The sequence below is a fragment of the Cupriavidus sp. 22TCCZM01-5 genome (genome assembly GCF_057798915.1).
This window is the reverse complement of the sequence record NZ_JBYOJR010000029.1, coordinates 41,810-57,218: the sequence shown is the minus strand read 5'-3', so window position 1 is coordinate 57,218 and position 15,409 is coordinate 41,810. Positions and strand designations below refer to the sequence as shown.

Here is a 15,409-nt window from a genome sequence, read left to right as displayed (position 1 = left end):
TTCAGTCCTTTAGGGGATTGCTGCCGCGCAAGCGGCTGGTTCAAACGAGGGGGAAACTGCGGCCGCCGAAGCGGCTGGTATTGCACACAAGGCAGACACTGCCCTGAGTGCACCCCCGCGAACCTGAAAGATGTGGACCGGTGAGTCCGTGCAACCAGTGTCAGGGGTGATAGCGCCGGGTTCCTTGTACAAGGGGCCTGGCAGTACCGGTTTCCGTAAAAAGCTATACGCCCGTAACTATGGCACGTATACGACGCAAATGTCAAGAATGTGCCGTGATTCGGAATGCGTCGGGCGGTACGTTGCCAACAAAAGTGGAGCCCCAATCGCTCCGGAGTCGCGGTGCCAGGTTCAGAGCGGCCCGCGAGTTCGAGGATGTGAATGTACACGAAATTGATGTCGCGGCCATATCGGGCCTGTAGCTGCTGCGTCTCCGGAGCTGGCGCCGTTTTTATATCTTCTTTATCTGCCCTCGGTCTCTTTCTACCCCGTTTTTAGCGGTCGATCCATAAGCTTCCCGGTGTCAGTCACTCTTGGATCGATTGTCATGGACGGGGTCTTCCTGATCGTCTTGATCGTATTCGCCGCCGCCAGCGCGGCATTGCTATGGCTGTGCGCCGCCTTGGGCGCCAACGGCCCGGGAGCCGCCGCGGAGCACGGCGGCCTGCACAACGACGCCGCGCTTGGCAAGCACAGCGCTGCCGACAAGGGGTTGTGATGGATTGGGCTGACCTGCTGAGCGCCGCCCTGGCCGCGCTGATTTTCATCTACCTCCTGATTGCGCTGTTCCGCCCGGAGAAATTCTGATGTCGACCCAATTCCTGGGCCTGCTGGCCCTGTACCTGGCAATCCTGTTTGCCATGGCGCCGTTCCTGGGCCGTTACATGCGGCGCGCGATGGAGGATGGCACCTACAAGCTGACCGCGTGGGGGCGTCCGCTCGAACGCGTGCTCTACAAGCTTGCCGGCGTGCGCGCCGATGCCGAAATGGGCTGGAAGCAGTACACGGTCGCCGTGCTGGCGTTCAATCTGCTGGGTGTGGTGGTGGTCTACGCGCTGCAGCGGCTGCAGAGCTACCTGCCGCTCAATCCGCAGGGGTTTGGCGCGGTGACGCCGGACTCGGCCTTCAATACGGCTATCAGCTTTGTCACCAACACCAACTGGCAAGGCTACGCGGGCGAGTCAACCATGGGCTACCTGACGCAGATGCTGGCGCTCACGGTGCAGAACTTCTTTTCCGCGGCGACCGGCATCGCAGTGGTGTTCGCACTGATCCGCGGCTTCGCGCGCCAGAGCAGTGCGACCATCGGCAACTTCTGGGTCGACATGACGCGCAGCACCCTGTACGTGCTGGCGCCGATTGCCACCGTGATCGCGCTGGCGCTGGTCAGCCAGGGTGTGATCCAGAACTTCGACAGCTACAAGGAAGTCAGCCTGGTCACGCCGGTGGAGTACAGCCAGCCCAAGGTCGACGCGGCTGGCCAGCCGGTGCTTGATGCCCAGGGCAAGCCGGTCACCGAAGACCTGAAGACGGACAAGCAGACGCTGGCCATGGGCCCGGTGGCTTCGCAGGAAGCCATCAAGATGCTGGGCACCAACGGCGGAGGCTTCTTTAACGCGAACTCGGCGCACCCTTACGAGAACCCGACCGCGCTCGCCAACATGATCGAGATGCTGGCCATCTTCCTGATTCCGGCCGCGCTGTGCTTCACGTTCGGCGAGATGGTGAAGGACCGGCGCCAGGGCGTGGCGGTGCTCGCCTCGATGACGGTGATCTTCGTCGGCATGGCGTGCGTCGCCTCGCTGTCCGAGTTGCAGGCCAACGCGGCGCTGGCCGGACTGCCGATCGATCATGCCGCTTCCGCGTTGCAGGCCGGCGGCAACATGGAAGGCAAGGAGACGCGCTTCGGCACGGCGGCATCGGCGCTGTTCGCGACCATTACCACGGCGGCCTCATGCGGCGCGGTCAATGCGATGCATGACTCCTTCACGGCTATCGGCGGGCTGGTGCCGATGCTGCTGATCCAGCTTGGTGAAGTTGTGTTCGGCGGCGTCGGTTCCGGTCTCTACGGCATGCTCGTGTACGCGGTGCTGGCAGTGTTCATCGCCGGCCTGATGATCGGGCGCACGCCGGAGTACCTGGGCAAGAAGATCGAGGCGTACGAAATGAAGATGACCGCGGTGGCCATCCTCGTGACGCCGCTGCTCGTGCTGGTCGGCACTTCCATCGCGGTGATGACGGAAGCGGGCAGGGCGGGCGTGTTCAACCCGGGCACGCACGGCTTCTCCGAGATCCTCTATGCGCTGTCCTCGGCGGCCAACAACAACGGCAGCGCCTTTGCCGGCCTGTCCGCCAACACGCCGTTCTACAACACCCTGCTGGCGGCCGCCATGTGGTTCGGACGCTTCTGGATCATCATCCCGGTCCTCGCGCTGGCCGGCTCGCTGGCGGCGAAAAAGCGGCTGCCGGTTACGGGCGGCACCATGCCTACTCACGGCGCGCTGTTCGTGGTGCTGCTGGTCGGCTCGGTGCTGCTGGTCGGCGCACTGACCTATGTCCCGGCTCTGGCGCTGGGCCCCGTGGCCGAGCAGCTGCAGGGCGCGGTGACGGCGATTGCCAAGTAAGCGTATTGCGGAGAAACGCATGCAACAAGAATCCATGGCGACGCGCAGCAAGGCTGGTGGCGCTGCATCCAGAACCGATGCATCGACGGCGAATGCCCCCACGACGTCGGGCGGTGCGCCCCGTGCGCATGAGCACCACCATCGCTCGCCACGCAGCGGCATGTTCGCCCCCGAACTCGTCAAGCCGGCCCTGCTGGCCGCGCTGAAGAAGCTGTCACCACGCGAGCAGGTACGCAATCCGGTGATGTTTGTGGTGTACGTGGGTAGCATCCTCACTTCCATCCTGTTCCTCAAGGCCCTGGCTGCGCCCAAGGCTGCAGGCGGAGAGAGCGCCGGCTTCATCCTGGCCGTTTCGGTCTGGCTGTGGTTCACGGTGCTGTTCGCCAACTTTGCCGAAGCGCTCGCGGAAGGCCGCAGCAAGCAGCAGGCGGAATCGCTGCGGGGACTGAAGACGACCGCCACGGCGCGCGTGCTGCTCGACGGCAGGCGCGGTGGCGCGACGGAAACGCGGGCGGCCACCACCCTGCGGCGCGGCGATATCGTGCTGGCCCAGGCCGGTGACATGATCCCCGGCGACGGCGAAGTCATCGAAGGCGTGGCGTCGGTCGACGAGAGCGCGATCACGGGCGAATCCGCACCGGTGATCCGCGAATCGGGTGGCGACTTTTCGTCGGTCACCGGCGGCACGCGCGTGCTGTCGGACTGGATCGTGATACGCATCACCACCAATCCGGGCGAAAGCTTCATCGACCGCATGATCAGCATGGTCGAGGGCGCCAAGCGGCAGAAGACGCCCAATGAGCTGGCGCTGACGATCCTGCTGGTGGGCCTGACCATCGTGCTGCTGCTGGCGACCGCCACGCTGCTGCCGTTCTCGCTCTACAGCGTGCTCGTCACCAAGGCCGGGCTTCCGGTGACCATCACGGTGCTGGTGGCGCTGCTGGTGTGCCTGATCCCGACCACCATCGGCGGACTGCTGTCGGCCATCGGCGTGGCTGGCATGAGCCGCATGATGGAGGCGAACGTCATTGCCACCTCGGGCCGCGCGGTGGAAGCCGCGGGCGACGTGGATGTGCTGCTGCTCGACAAGACCGGCACCATCACCCACGGCAACCGCCAGGCCTCGCGCTTCGTGCCCGCGCCGGGCATTCCGGCCCAGCAGCTCGCACAGGCGGCATGGCTGTCGTCGCTGGCCGACGAGACGCCCGAAGGGCGCAGCATCGTGACGCTGGCGCGCCAGCAGCAGGGTGTTGCGGCACCGGACATGGCGGCGCTGCGGCCGGTGTTCATCCCGTTCACGGCGCAGACGCGCATGAGCGGCGTGGACCTGCGCAACGGCGAAGGCGAGCGCATCGTGCGCAAGGGTGCGGCCGATGCGGTGCGGCGCTTCGTGGCCGAACGCGCCGGCAAGTTTCCCGAGGCCGTGATGCAGGCGGTGGATGACGTGGCCCGTGCGGGCAGCACGCCGCTGGTGGTGGCGGAGGAAGCCGACGGCAGCGTGCGCGTGCTTGGCGTGGTGGAACTCAAGGACATCGTCAAGACCGGTATCCGCGAGCGCTTCACGGAGCTGCGCAAGATGGGCATCAAGACCGTGATGATCACCGGCGACAACCGGCTCACCGCGGCGACCATCGCGGCCGAAGCCGGCGTCGATGACTTCCTGGCCGAAGCGACGCCGGAAGCCAAGCTCAAGCTGATTCGCCAGTTCCAGGGCGAGGGCCGCCTCGTGGCAATGACTGGCGACGGCACCAACGATGCGCCGGCGCTGGCCCAGGCCGATGTCGCGGTGGCGATGAACAGTGGCACGCAGGCGGCGAAAGAGGCCGGCAATATGGTCGACCTGGACAGCAACCCGACCAAGCTCATCGAGATCGTCGAGATCGGCAAGCAGATGCTGATGACGCGCGGATCGCTCACGACGTTCAGCGTGGCCAACGACGTGGCCAAGTACTTCGCCATCATCCCGGCCGCGTTTGCCACCACCTACCCGCAGCTGAACCTGCTGAACGTGATGGGGTTGAGCACGCCGGCGTCGGCCATCATGTCGGCGGTGATCTTCAACGCGCTGATCATCGTGGCGCTGATACCGCTGGCGCTCAAGGGCGTGGCCTACCGGCCGCTCGGCGCGGCGGTGCTGCTGCGGCGCAACCTGCTGGTCTACGGCCTGGGCGGCATCCTGGTGCCGTTTGCCGGGATCAAGCTGATCGACATGGCGCTGGCCCTGCTGGGCTGGGTCTGACCGTACCTCCGCATAGAGAAGGCAATCATGAATACGCAAGTGCAATCCACGCAATCCGCACCCATCGTGCCGCAGCAGGGCGGGCTGCTGCGGCCGGCGCTGGTCGTCTTTGCCGCGCTGTCGCTGCTGACGGGTTTGCTCTATCCCGGCGTGATCACCGCAATTTCGAAGGCGGTGTTTCCACAGCAGGCAGCGGGCTCGCTGATCGTCAGGGACGGCAAGGTCGTGGGCTCTGCCCTGATCGGGCAGCCGTTCTCGGACCCGAAGTATTTCTGGGGCCGCCTGTCGGCCACGGCGCCCATGCCCTATAACGCGGCAGCATCGGCTGGTTCCAACCTTGGGCCAAGCAACCCGGCGCTGAGCGATGCGGCGCGCGCGCGCATCGAGGCACTGCGCGCGGCGGGCCCGGACAACAAGGCGGCGGTGCCGGTGGACCTGGTCACGGCTTCCGGCAGCGGGCTGGATCCGCACATCAGCATCGCGGCGGCCGACTACCAGGCGCCACGCGTGGCGCGGTTGCGCGGGCTGCCGCCGGAGAAGGTGCAGGAGCTGATCCAGGCGAACACCGAATCGCCGTCGCTGGCCATGCTGGGCGACCCTGGCGTCAATGTGCTCAAGCTGAACCTGGCGCTGGATGCGGTATCTGGTAAATAGGCAGGCCGGGCGGGCGTGCGGCGCCGCGCGCGTGGCACAATCTGACAGCGCCTGCCCCTGCGCCGGGCGGCGCCGCTGACCATGCCCGAATTGCGATCTCCCACTGAACGTCCCGACCCGGACAGCCTGCTGCAGCGCATGCAGGAGGAAGGCGCGCGTGCCGCGCGGGGCAAGCTGCGCGTCTACTTCGGCGCCTCGGCCGGCGTGGGCAAGACCTTCGCGATGCTGATCGCCGCACGGTCACTGAGGGAGCAGGGCGCGGACGTGGTCATCGGCGTGGTCGAGACGCATGGCCGCGCCGAGACCGAGGCACTGATCGACGGCATCGAGCGCCTGCCGATGAAGGACGTGCCGTATCGGGACCGCGTGCTCACGGAGTTCGACCTCGACGGCGCGCTGGCACGGCGACCGGCACTGGTGCTGGTCGACGAACTCGCCCATTCGAATGCGCCGGGCAGCCGGCACCCCAAGCGCTGGCAGGACATCCAGGAGCTGCAATCGTCCGGCATCGATGTCTGGACGACCGTCAATGTGCAGCACCTGGACAGCCTCAACGAGGCCGTGGGCGGCATCACCGGCATCCGTGTCTGGGAAACCGTGCCGGACGCCGTCTTCGACAGCGCCGATGAGGTGATCCTGGTCGACCTGCCCGCCGATGAGCTGCTGCGGCGCCTGCGCGAAGGCAAGGTCTACCTGCCGGAGCAGGCGCGCCACGCAGTGCGCAATTTCTTCCGCAAGGGCAACCTGATCGCGCTGCGCGAACTGGCCCTGCGGCGCACCGCGGACCGGGTCGACGATGATGTGCGCGCCTATCGCCGCGCCGAGTCGATCCAGTCGGTCTGGCGCACGCGCGAGGCCGTGCTGGCCTGCATCGGCACCGGCAGCGATGCCGAGCAGGTCGTCAGGAGCGCGCGCCGCCTGGCCGGCCAGCTCGATTGCGACTGCCACGTGATCACCGTGGCCGCGCCGCGGCTTGCGTCCGTGCCCGATGGCGAACGCGCGCGGCTGGAGTCGGCGATGCGCCTGGCCGAGGAACTGGGCGCGCGCACCGAGACACTGGCCGGCAGCGACATGGTGCAGGCCGTTGCCGGCTATGTCCGGCGCCATAACCTGACCAAGGTGGTGCTGGGCCGCACGCCGACGCGATGGCGGCGCATGGACGAGTCGCTCGTGAGTCAGGGGCGGTCGTTGCTGGTCTGGGCGCTTTCGCCGTTTCTTGGCGCGCGGGCCTGGCTGTTCGGGCGCAAGAGCTTTGCCGATGCGCTATCGGCCGCGTGCCCGGAGATCGACGTCATACGCGTGGCCGCGGATACCACGCGCATGGACGTCAAGCCCGCGAGCGTATCGGCACCGGCCGAGGAAAGCGAGGCCGTGCAGGCGCAGGAGCGCCGTGTGCGCATGCAGTCCTACCTGTGGGCGGTGGCGTGGTGCGCCGGCGCGACGGCGGTATCGACGCTGGCCCGGCCGTGGTTCGACCTGGTCAATATCGCCATGCTGTTTCTCGTGGCGGTGGTTGGCGTGGCCTTGCGCCATGGCCGCGCGGCGGCGGCGCTGGCCTCGGTGGTTGCCGTCGCTGCCTTCGACTTCTTCTTCGTGCCGCCCAGGCTCTCCTTTGCCGTGAGCGATGTGCAGTACCTGCTGACCTTCCTGGTGCTGCTCTCGGTCGGGCTGGTGATCGGCCAGCTCACCGCCGGCCTGCGCGAGCAGGCAGAAGTGGCGGTGCAGCGCGAGACCGATGCGCGCACGCTCTACGAGCTCGCGCGCGAGCTGTCGTCGACATTGATGCCCGAGCAGATCGTCTCGATCGGCAGCCGCTTCCTGCGCGCGGCCTTCGACGCGCGCTCCGCCTTCTTTCTGGTAGGGCCCGATGGCCGCCTGCTGCCGCCCGCGGTCGAGCAGGGGCAAACCGACGCGCACAGTGACGCGATCGACCGCGTGCTTGCACAATGGGTGTTCGACCACGGCCAGCCGGCGGGCACCGGCACGCACACGCTGCCCGCCGGCACCGTGCTGTACCTGCCGCTCAAGGCGCCCATGCAGACGCGCGGCGTGCTCGCGGTGGAACCGCGCGCGTGGCGCGCGTTCGCCCAGCCGGCACTGCGGCGCCAGGTCGACGTGTTCGCGACGCTGATCGCCATCACCATCGAGCGGCTGCATTATGTGGACGTCGCCCAGCAGGCCCTGCTGTCGATGGAATCGGAGCGGCTGCGCAGCTCGTTGCTGGCCGCGGTCTCGCACGACCTGCGCACGCCGCTGACCAGCCTGATCGGCATGGCCGAGACCTTGCAGCGCGGCGATCCGCCGCTCGCGCCGCGTGTTGCCGATACGGTCGCCGCGATGCGCGACCAGGCCAGGCGCATGAGCACCATGGTGGTCAACCTGCTCGACATGGCGCGGCTGCAGGGACGCGACGTGCGCGTGCAGAAGGAGTGGCAGTCCTTCGAGGAGCTGGTCGGCGCGGCGCTGGGTGCCTTGCGTGATGCGCTTGCCGGGCATCGTGTCATGGTGGCCGACCTGTCCGCGATGCCGCTGGTGGAATGCGATGCCGTGCTGATGGATCGCGTGCTGTGCAACCTGCTGGAGAATGCTGCCAAGTACACGCCGGCCGGGACCGAGATCCGCATCCGCGCCCAGGCCATGGATGACGAATTGCGCCTAGTGGTGGAAGACGATGGCCCCGGCGTGCCGGCCGGCAGCGAACGGCAGATTTTCGAGAAATTCACGCGGGGCGAGCGCGAATCGGTGACGACGGGCGTGGGCCTTGGGCTCGCGGTCTGCGATGCGATCGTGCAGGCCCATGGCGGACGCGTCTGGGTCGAGCCAGTGCGCGAAGCGGCCGTGGCGGGCGCAGGCATCGGTGCGCGCTTCGTGGTGGCCCTGCCGCGCGGCAATCCGCCGGTGATAGAGCCGGAGGCGGCGGACATCCCCGCGTAATCCCATTCAGACGGAGAGCAACAGATGCCTTTCGAGTTTTCGCCCACGGTGCTGCTGGTCGAGGACGAACCCCATATCCGCCGCTTCGTGCGCACGGCCCTGCAGGCCGAAGGCTGCACCGTGCACGAGGCGGAAACGCTCAAGCGCGGCCTGATCGAAGCGGGCACGCGCCAGCCGGACCTGGTGGTGCTTGACCTTGGCCTGCCCGACGGCGACGGCGTCAACCTGATCCGCGAAGTGCGCACCTGGACCGAGGTGCCGATCCTGGTGCTGTCCGCGCGCAGCGGCGAGGAGGACAAGATCGGCGCGCTCGATGCCGGTGCCGACGACTACCTGACCAAGCCGTTCGGCGTGGGTGAACTGGTGGCGCGCCTGCGCGTGCTGCTGCGCCGGCATGCGCGATCGAATCCGCATGGGTCGACGCAGATTGCCTTCGGCGAGGTGCAGGTCGACCTGGCCAACCGCATGGTCACGCGCGCCGGGGAGGCCGTGCACCTGACGCCGATCGAGTATCGCCTGCTGTCGGTGCTGATCGCGCATCGGGGCAAGGTGATGACCCATCGCGAACTGCTGCGCGAGGTATGGGGGCCTTCGCATTCCGAGAGCAGCCAGTATCTGCGGGTCTATATGGGCCACTTGCGGCACAAGCTCGAAGCAGATCCCGCGCAGCCCGTGCATCTGCTCACTGAAGTCGGGCTCGGCTACCGCTTTGCAGGGTAAGGCGCGGGGCAGGGCGGAATCTTTATTCCAATTCCCTCATCACGCGCAAGTTTCTTGATACCGAATTTAGGTGCTGGTCCTTATCGTGGCAGACAGTCCCGCGGGGTTCCGCGGGCAGTTCCTCAACTCCGCCTCGATAACAATGACAGCTTTGCGCAAACCGGCCGCGTGGATTGCGGCCGCGATTCCTTCCTTCGCCTTCTTCAGCGCGAGTCCGGTGCTCGCCCAGTCCGCGCCTGAATCAGCGGACGGGCCCGCATCGGCGTGGACGGTCACCGCGAATGTGGCGCTGGCTACCGAGTACCGCTACCGCGGCCTGATGCAGACCAACCGCCGTCCGGCAATCCAGGGCGGCTTCGACGTCAGTCACGAATCGGGCTTCTACCTGGGCAACTGGAACTCGAATATCAGCTGGCTCGGTGACAGCAATCCTGATGTCTCGGCGCCGATCGAGATGGACTTCTATGGCGGGTTCAAGAACACCTTCGGTGGCGGTGACTGGAACTACGACGTCGGCGTGCTGCAGTACTACTATCCGGGCGACTATCCGGCTGGCTATGTGCGGCCCTATACCACGGAGTTGTATGCGGGCATCGGCTATGGGCCGGTGTTCCTGAAGTACTCCTATGCGCCGACCAACCTGTTCGGCTTTGCCGACAGCAAGAACAGCTGGTATGCCGACCTGTCGGCGAACGTGCCGCTCAATGTCTGGGGCCTGACGTTGAACGCGCACGTGGGCTACCAGAAGGTGCAGTTCACCGATGCCTCCTACACGGACTGGAAGCTGGGCCTGACCAAGGACCTCGGCAAGGGTTTCGCAGTATCGGTGGCCTACATCGACACCAATGCCGACAAGGCGGTCTACACCAACGCAAAGGGACGCTACATGGGCAAGGCTACGGCCTGGGCGTCAATCAGCAAGACGTTCTGAGCCGTACCACCGTGATGGGGATTTAAGGCTTGGGCCTGGCATTGCCGCATTACATCCGGGCCGCCAGGCCAAGCCTGGGCGCTGCCGCGCAAAGAGATGCCGGAGCGAGAAAAAGAAAAAGGCCGATGCTTGCGCATCGGCCTTCGTCTTGTATCGGATGGCTCCCCGACCTGGGCTCGAACCAGGGACCTACGGATTAACAGTCCGGCGCTCTACCGACTGAGCTATCGGGGAACAGCAGAGAAAGAAATTATAGCCAGCTTCTCGATTCCTCGTCAATACCCTCCGCCAATTTTATTGCTGCCGGCGAGTCTGGCGAAGCGGTTGGCTGCCGTGGGCTGCGTAGCAGGCACGAACTGACTGGTGGCGCTCCGGGGCTTGGCGTTCAACAGGGAGGCCGAATAGATACGCTCCTTGTTCAAGCGGCTTTGGTCTCGCGAGGCTTGGTTGCCCGTTCGGACCTGCTACGCATAGTGATTCAGAACCAGTGCCTGCGATAACCGGCTCTTGTACGATCCCCATGTAGGGCTCGGGTACAGCGTTTCAAAAGCGTCAGTGGTGGGACGCCTACGGCTGCGCTGCGCGCGCGTCCTAGTCGGTTTGCGACGGGCATCATCATCGCCAGTGCCGACGGTTCGGTTTCTCTGGTTCGGTTTCTCTGCTTTGCTGTGGCGCGGTTTGCCTGCGGCCTGGGTGCTCAGACTTTTGTCGCTCGGACAAAAAGTGACTCGCCGGCTACGCCGGCGAAACAGCAGCGCCCGCCAAGCACGACAACCCCATCTTCCCCATCCCCCGCCGTCCGGCGAAGAACCAAGAAAAAGCCGCCATTCCGGCGGCTTTTCATTCGATCGCTATTGTCCGGACGATGATCAGTCGAACACCGGCGACTCCACGCCGAGCACCTTGTGCAGCTTCGGCGAGGTGGTGGTGTACTGCATGTGGATCTTCTTCTCGGGGAAGATATACGGCGCAGCACCGAACGCGGCCAGCGCGGCCTCGTGGAAGCCAGACAGGATCAGCTTCTTCTTGCCGGGGTAGGTGTTGATGTCGCCCACCGCGAAGATGCCAGGGATATTGGTCTGGAACTTCTCGGTGTCCACCTTGATCTGCTTGCGCTCGAGGTCCAGGCCCCATTCGGCGATCGGGCCGAGCTTGGGCGACAGGCCGAAGAACACCAGCAGGTCGTCCACCGGCAGGCGGCGGGTCACGCCGTCGGCGCCCGTCACCTTGATCTCGGTGAGCACGCCATCCTTTTCTTCATAGCCGCCAATCTGGCCGACCAGGAACTGCATTTCCATCTGTTCGCACAGGTCCTTCATCTTGGCGACCGAGGCCGGAGCCGCGCGGAAGCCATCGCGGCGGTGGATCATCACCACCGACTCGGCCTTGCCGACCAGGTCCAGCGTCCAGTCCAGCGCCGAGTCGCCGCCGCCCACGATCACCAGGTTGCGGCCGTGGAAGCGGCTCGGATCCTTGACGCGATAGAACAGCTGCTTGCCGTCGAACTTGTCGATGCCATCGACCTTCAGCGTGCGCGGCTGGAACGAGCCCACGCCCGCAGCGATGAAGATGGTCTTGGTGATGAAGCGGGTTCCGAGCGAGGTCTCGACGAAGAAGCGGCCATCTTCACGGCGCTCGACCACGGAGACTTCCTGGCCCAGGTGGAAGGTCGGCTCGAACGGCTCGATCTGCTTGAGCAGGTTGTCGGTCAGTTCCTGGCCAGTGCAGCTGGGCACCGCCGGGATGTCGTAGATGGGCTTGTCCGGATACAGCTCCACGCACTGGCCGCCAACTACCTTGAGGGAGTCGATGACGTGCGCCTTGATTTCGAGCAGGCCCAGCTCGAACACCTGGAACAGGCCGACCGGGCCGGCACCGACGATCAGTGCATCGATTTCCAGCGGCTGGCCGCCGGCGGTGTTGCTGGCGGCGGCTTTGGTCGTGTCGGCAACGGGATTGGGAATGCTCAAGTCCATATTCGTCCTGATACGTTGTGGGCATCGCGTGCCCGGCATTGCGGAAAGCGCGTGGGGACGGCTTTCTAGTCGGTTCAGCGCTGCAGGTACTGCAGCTTGTCGGTCGCGTCCTTCCACTCTTCGGCCTCGGCCAGCGGGGCCTTGGTCTTGGTGATGGACGGCCAGTTGCGCGCCAGCTCGGCATTCAGGTCAATGAACTGCTGCTGGTCGCCCGGAACGTCTTCCTCGGCGTAAATGGCGTTCACCGGGCATTCGGCCACGCACACCGCGCAGTCGATACACTCATCCGGGTCAATGGCCAGGAAATTCGGGCCTTCACGGAAACAATCCACCGGACATACGTCAACGCAGTCTGTGTAGCGGCAACGGATGCAGGATTCGGTGACAACGTGAGTCATTTCGGTTCCAGGAAAACGGGTCGGCTTTTGATGGGAAACTGGTTTCGGACACTTGTTTGCCTGCGCCGCAACGAGCATTTCCGCCAATGGCGGTCTGCAGGGGGCGAGCGCGGGCCGTGGCCTTTCAGAAACCGATATTGTATCTGAGCCTTCTGGCAAGGATAGCGGGTCTATATAGCCAGATCAGATAGTTTTCTTATTTCTTTATGTATATTTGATTGCGAACAGGTCTGTGCCATTCGGGCCGGCAATGGCACGATGCGATGTGCCGGACGCACTTTCCGTCGCAGGACCCGCCGCCTTCGACCAATCATGAGGAGATCGCCATGCCGTGCCAGCTGCGCTTTGGTCCGTGGGATTTCGGCAGGCGGGCGCGGCGCCGGGCGCTGTCCGGGCTGCTGGGGCTGTTCGGACTGCACATGCTGGCGGCTCTGCTGCCCGCTGGCGCGAGCGCGCAGACGCTGTCGGAGCCCGCCATGGCCGACAGCGTGGTGTCCCGCCTGGTGGCATGGCGCACGCGGTCCGACCAGCCTGTGACGCTGGCGGCACTGACTGGTTTCGATTGGGAGAGCTTCAGCGTCACCCGGGCCCCGGCCGGAGACGCCATGGCCAGCTGCGGCCGTGCCGGGCTGCTGCCTTGCGGCCCGGAACTGCAGCCCGAAGCCGGCCAGATGGTGCAGGTGCTGACCTTCCAGCGTGCGGGACGCGATGTCTACGCCGAGCGCATCATGGCGCAGAATGGCGCCTTTGCCGACCCGTTGCCGGTGCAAGTGCCGCGCGCGGCCGCCACGCTCGTATCGTGCCGGGCCGGCGATGGCCGTCCCTTGTGGTGTGTGCAGGGCATCCGGGCACTGCGGCGCCCGCAGCCTTTTCTCGATGGTGGCTGAGCGGGCTCTCGCCCGCCCGCCGGCAAGGGCGAACATCGGTTAGCATGTGTGCCTGAACCGGCATCGCCGTCTGGCCCGTTATGATCATCCCATCCCTGCTCGACACCGACCTGTACAAGTTCACGATGATGCAGGTGGTACTGCACCATTTTCCGCAGGCGCAGGTCGAGTATCGCTTCAAGTGCCGCAACGCCGGCGTCGACCTGACCCCGTATATCGAGGAGATCCGCGCGGAGGTGGCGCAGTTGTGCAGCCTGCGCTTCACGGAAGAGGAACTCGCCTACCTGCGCGGCATGCGCTTCATCAAGAGCGATTTCGTCGATTTCCTCGCGCTGTTCCACCTGAACCAGAGGTACGTGTCGGTCGAGCCCGCGCCACAGGGCAACGGCGAGATCGAGATCGCGATCCGTGGGCCGTGGCTGCACACCATCCTGTTCGAGGTGCCGCTGCTGGCCATCGTCAACGAGGTGTATTTCCGCCGCACGCAGCCCAAGCCTGACTTTGCCGAAGGCCGGCGCCGGCTGGAGCAGAAGCTCGCGCTGCTGCTGGCGCCGGAGTACCGCGACTGCGTGATTGCGGACTATGGCACCCGCCGGCGCTTCTCGCGTGACTGGCAGGAAGAGATTTTGCTGGCGATACGCAACACGCTGGGGCCGCAACTGGCTGGCACGAGCAACGTACATTTCGCGCGGCTGCACAATATGGTGCCGCTGGGCACCATGGCCCATGAATACGTGCAGGCGTGCCAGGCGCTGGGCCCGCGCCTGCGCGACTCGCAGGTCTTTGCGCTTGAGAACTGGGCGCGCGAATACCGCGGTGACCTGGGCATTGCGCTGTCGGATACCTACGGCTTCGACGCGTTCCTGCGTGATTTCGACCTGTATTTCTGCAAGCTGTTCGACGGCGTGCGGCACGATTCCGGCGACCCCTTCCTGTGGGGTGAGCGGATGCTGGCGCACTATGCGGCCAACCGCGTCGATCCGCTTGGCAAGACGCTGATCTTCAGCGACAGCCTCGATATCCCGCGCGTCATTGAACTGTATGAACGCTTTCACGGCCGCTGCCGGCTGGCCTTTGGCGTGGGCACGAACCTGACCAACGACCTTGGCTATACACCGCTGCAGATCGTCATCAAGATGGTCCGCTGCAACGGGCAGCCGGTGGCCAAGCTGTCGGATACGCCGGAAAAGACCATGTGCGACGATGCCGGCTACCTGGCCTACCTGCGCCAGGTGTTCGAGGTTCACGCGCCTGCGTAGCAATTTTCAACGTATTCGCGGCGGGAGCGGAGCAGGGTGCGCCACTATAATGGCGTGCATTGCCCCGCATTTTCGTGACGCCAGGCCCTATGGAAACCAACCAAGCCCGTGACCGCATCTTTGCCCGTATCCGCGCCGCGCAGGGGCGTTCGCCCAAGGTGACCAGCGGCGAGCGCGAAGCCGTGGCCGACTACCTTGCGCGTCATCCGCAGGGGCCCCGTCCGGGCGCCCAGCCGGACCGTACCGAAGCCTTCATGGCCCAGGCGCAGCGCATGGCGTCTACGGTCGATCGTGTTGCGCGGCTGGCGGATGTGCCTGCTGCAGCGGTGCGCTACCTGGACAGCCTGAATCTCGAGCATCGAGCCGTCGCCTGGGATGCATTGGGCGCGCTGCCCTGGCAGGACTGCGGCATGGCCGTCGAGTGCCGGCCCCCCGTGCGCGATCCGCAGGCCGACCGCGAGCACGGCGACCTGGTCGGCATCACGGGATGTTTCTGCGCCATTGCCGAGACCGGTTCGCTGATGCTGCTGTCGGGGCCGGAAACGTTCGCGTCGGCAGCGCTGTTGCCCGAGACGCATATCGCGGTGGTGCCGGTATCGCGCATCGTCGACAGCCTCGAAGATGCCTTTGCGCTGGTGCGCAGCGAACGCGGCGAACTGCCGCGCGCGACCAATATCATCAGCGGCCCGTCGCGTACCGGCGACATCGAGCAGACCATCGTGCTGGGGGCACACGGGCCGTACCGCGTCCACGTCATCCTGGTCGACCAGGCCTGACCGCGCGTTCC

The 15,409-nt window shown here is 65.6% G+C and carries 13 protein-coding genes and 1 tRNA gene; 11 read left to right on the top strand and 3 right to left on the bottom strand.

All coding sequences use genetic code 11. The features are described 5' to 3' along the window. Nucleotides 1-547: 547 nt before the first annotated feature. The 8 genes from AC3FNH_RS23575 (at nucleotide 548) to AC3FNH_RS23540 (ending at nucleotide 10,102) form a co-directional block, all read left to right on the top strand. On the top strand, nucleotides 548-718 hold the full coding sequence (locus tag AC3FNH_RS23575; RefSeq protein ID WP_276099890.1) for a hypothetical protein: 171 nt from the start codon (nucleotides 548-550) through the stop codon (nucleotides 716-718). Next, nucleotides 718-807, top strand: coding sequence for a K(+)-transporting ATPase subunit F (gene kdpF, locus AC3FNH_RS23570; protein WP_276099891.1), 90 nt, complete (start codon nucleotides 718-720; stop codon nucleotides 805-807). The genes AC3FNH_RS23575 and kdpF overlap by 1 nt, the downstream gene beginning before the upstream one ends. Beyond that, complete coding sequence (gene kdpA, locus AC3FNH_RS23565) at nucleotides 807-2,624, top strand: potassium-transporting ATPase subunit KdpA (protein WP_488721751.1); 1,818 nt, start codon at nucleotides 807-809, stop codon at nucleotides 2,622-2,624. Before kdpF ends, kdpA begins: the two co-directional genes overlap by 1 nt. Nucleotides 2,625-2,643: 19 nt before the next feature. Beyond that, nucleotides 2,644-4,863, top strand: coding sequence for a potassium-transporting ATPase subunit KdpB (gene kdpB, locus AC3FNH_RS23560; protein ID WP_488721750.1), 2,220 nt, complete (start codon nucleotides 2,644-2,646; stop codon nucleotides 4,861-4,863). Nucleotides 4,864-4,890: 27 nt separating this feature from the next. Continuing rightward, complete coding sequence (gene kdpC / locus AC3FNH_RS23555; RefSeq protein ID WP_488721749.1) at nucleotides 4,891-5,517, top strand: potassium-transporting ATPase subunit KdpC; 627 nt, start codon at nucleotides 4,891-4,893, stop codon at nucleotides 5,515-5,517. 81 nt (nucleotides 5,518-5,598) lie between these two features. Beyond that, complete coding sequence (locus AC3FNH_RS23550; RefSeq protein ID WP_488721748.1) at nucleotides 5,599-8,451, top strand: DUF4118 domain-containing protein; 2,853 nt, start codon at nucleotides 5,599-5,601, stop codon at nucleotides 8,449-8,451. Nucleotides 8,452-8,475: 24 nt separating this feature from the next. Further along, a complete protein-coding gene (kdpE, locus tag AC3FNH_RS23545; RefSeq protein ID WP_488721747.1) occupies nucleotides 8,476-9,171 on the top strand; it encodes a two-component system response regulator KdpE in 696 nt (231 codons plus the stop codon). Nucleotides 9,172-9,313: 142 nt separating this feature from the next. Further along, nucleotides 9,314-10,102 carry a TorF family putative porin gene (locus AC3FNH_RS23540; RefSeq protein ID WP_488721746.1) on the top strand — a complete coding sequence of 263 codons (789 nt, stop codon included), beginning with the start codon at nucleotides 9,314-9,316 and terminating at the stop codon, nucleotides 10,100-10,102. A gap of 158 nt (nucleotides 10,103-10,260) precedes the next feature. Here the strand turns inward: AC3FNH_RS23540 and AC3FNH_RS23535 are convergent. From AC3FNH_RS23535 to fdxA, 3 genes are all read right to left on the bottom strand, one after another. Then, a tRNA-Asn gene (locus AC3FNH_RS23535) sits at nucleotides 10,261-10,336 on the bottom strand. Between the two features lie 635 nt (nucleotides 10,337-10,971). Continuing rightward, complete coding sequence (locus tag AC3FNH_RS23530) at nucleotides 10,972-12,078, bottom strand: NAD(P)/FAD-dependent oxidoreductase (RefSeq protein ID WP_276099898.1); 1,107 nt, start codon at nucleotides 12,076-12,078, stop codon at nucleotides 10,972-10,974. A 74-nt stretch (nucleotides 12,079-12,152) separates the two neighbouring features. Then, nucleotides 12,153-12,476: a ferredoxin FdxA gene (fdxA, locus tag AC3FNH_RS23525; RefSeq protein WP_010814656.1), complete on the bottom strand. Its 324-nt coding sequence runs from the start codon at nucleotides 12,474-12,476 to the stop codon at nucleotides 12,153-12,155. 326 nt (nucleotides 12,477-12,802) lie between these two features. Here fdxA and AC3FNH_RS23520 point away from each other — a divergent pair, with 326 nt between their 5' ends. The 3 genes from AC3FNH_RS23520 (at nucleotide 12,803) to AC3FNH_RS23510 (ending at nucleotide 15,398) form a co-directional block, all read left to right on the top strand. Then, nucleotides 12,803-13,363, top strand: coding sequence for a hypothetical protein (locus AC3FNH_RS23520; RefSeq protein ID WP_488721745.1), 561 nt, complete (start codon nucleotides 12,803-12,805; stop codon nucleotides 13,361-13,363). A gap of 80 nt (nucleotides 13,364-13,443) precedes the next feature. Beyond that, nucleotides 13,444-14,622 (top strand): nicotinate phosphoribosyltransferase, encoded by a 1,179-nt coding sequence (gene pncB / locus AC3FNH_RS23515; protein WP_276099900.1) that lies wholly within the window; start codon nucleotides 13,444-13,446, stop codon nucleotides 14,620-14,622. 89 nt (nucleotides 14,623-14,711) lie between these two features. Next, entirely contained in the window at nucleotides 14,712-15,398 is a 687-nt protein-coding gene (locus AC3FNH_RS23510; RefSeq protein ID WP_488721744.1) for a LutC/YkgG family protein, read from the top strand. The last annotated feature ends 11 nt before the right edge of the window (nucleotides 15,399-15,409 follow it).

Coding starts and splice junctions, on each gene's coding strand:
- AC3FNH_RS23575 (WP_276099890.1), top strand. CDS start 548: ATGGACGGGGTCTTCCTGATCGTCTTGATCGTATTCGCCGCCGCCAGC.
- kdpF (WP_276099891.1), top strand. CDS start 718: ATGGATTGGGCTGACCTGCTGAGCGCCGCCCTGGCCGCGCTGATTTTC.
- kdpA (WP_488721751.1), top strand. CDS start 807: ATGTCGACCCAATTCCTGGGCCTGCTGGCCCTGTACCTGGCAATCCTG.
- kdpB (WP_488721750.1), top strand. CDS start 2,644: ATGCAACAAGAATCCATGGCGACGCGCAGCAAGGCTGGTGGCGCTGCA.
- kdpC (WP_488721749.1), top strand. CDS start 4,891: ATGAATACGCAAGTGCAATCCACGCAATCCGCACCCATCGTGCCGCAG.
- AC3FNH_RS23550 (WP_488721748.1), top strand. CDS start 5,599: ATGCCCGAATTGCGATCTCCCACTGAACGTCCCGACCCGGACAGCCTG.
- kdpE (WP_488721747.1), top strand. CDS start 8,476: ATGCCTTTCGAGTTTTCGCCCACGGTGCTGCTGGTCGAGGACGAACCC.
- AC3FNH_RS23540 (WP_488721746.1), top strand. CDS start 9,314: ATGACAGCTTTGCGCAAACCGGCCGCGTGGATTGCGGCCGCGATTCCT.
- AC3FNH_RS23530 (WP_276099898.1), bottom strand. CDS start 12,078: ATGGACTTGAGCATTCCCAATCCCGTTGCCGACACGACCAAAGCCGCC.
- fdxA (WP_010814656.1), bottom strand. CDS start 12,476: ATGACTCACGTTGTCACCGAATCCTGCATCCGTTGCCGCTACACAGAC.
- AC3FNH_RS23520 (WP_488721745.1), top strand. CDS start 12,803: ATGCCGTGCCAGCTGCGCTTTGGTCCGTGGGATTTCGGCAGGCGGGCG.
- pncB (WP_276099900.1), top strand. CDS start 13,444: ATGATCATCCCATCCCTGCTCGACACCGACCTGTACAAGTTCACGATG.
- AC3FNH_RS23510 (WP_488721744.1), top strand. CDS start 14,712: ATGGAAACCAACCAAGCCCGTGACCGCATCTTTGCCCGTATCCGCGCC.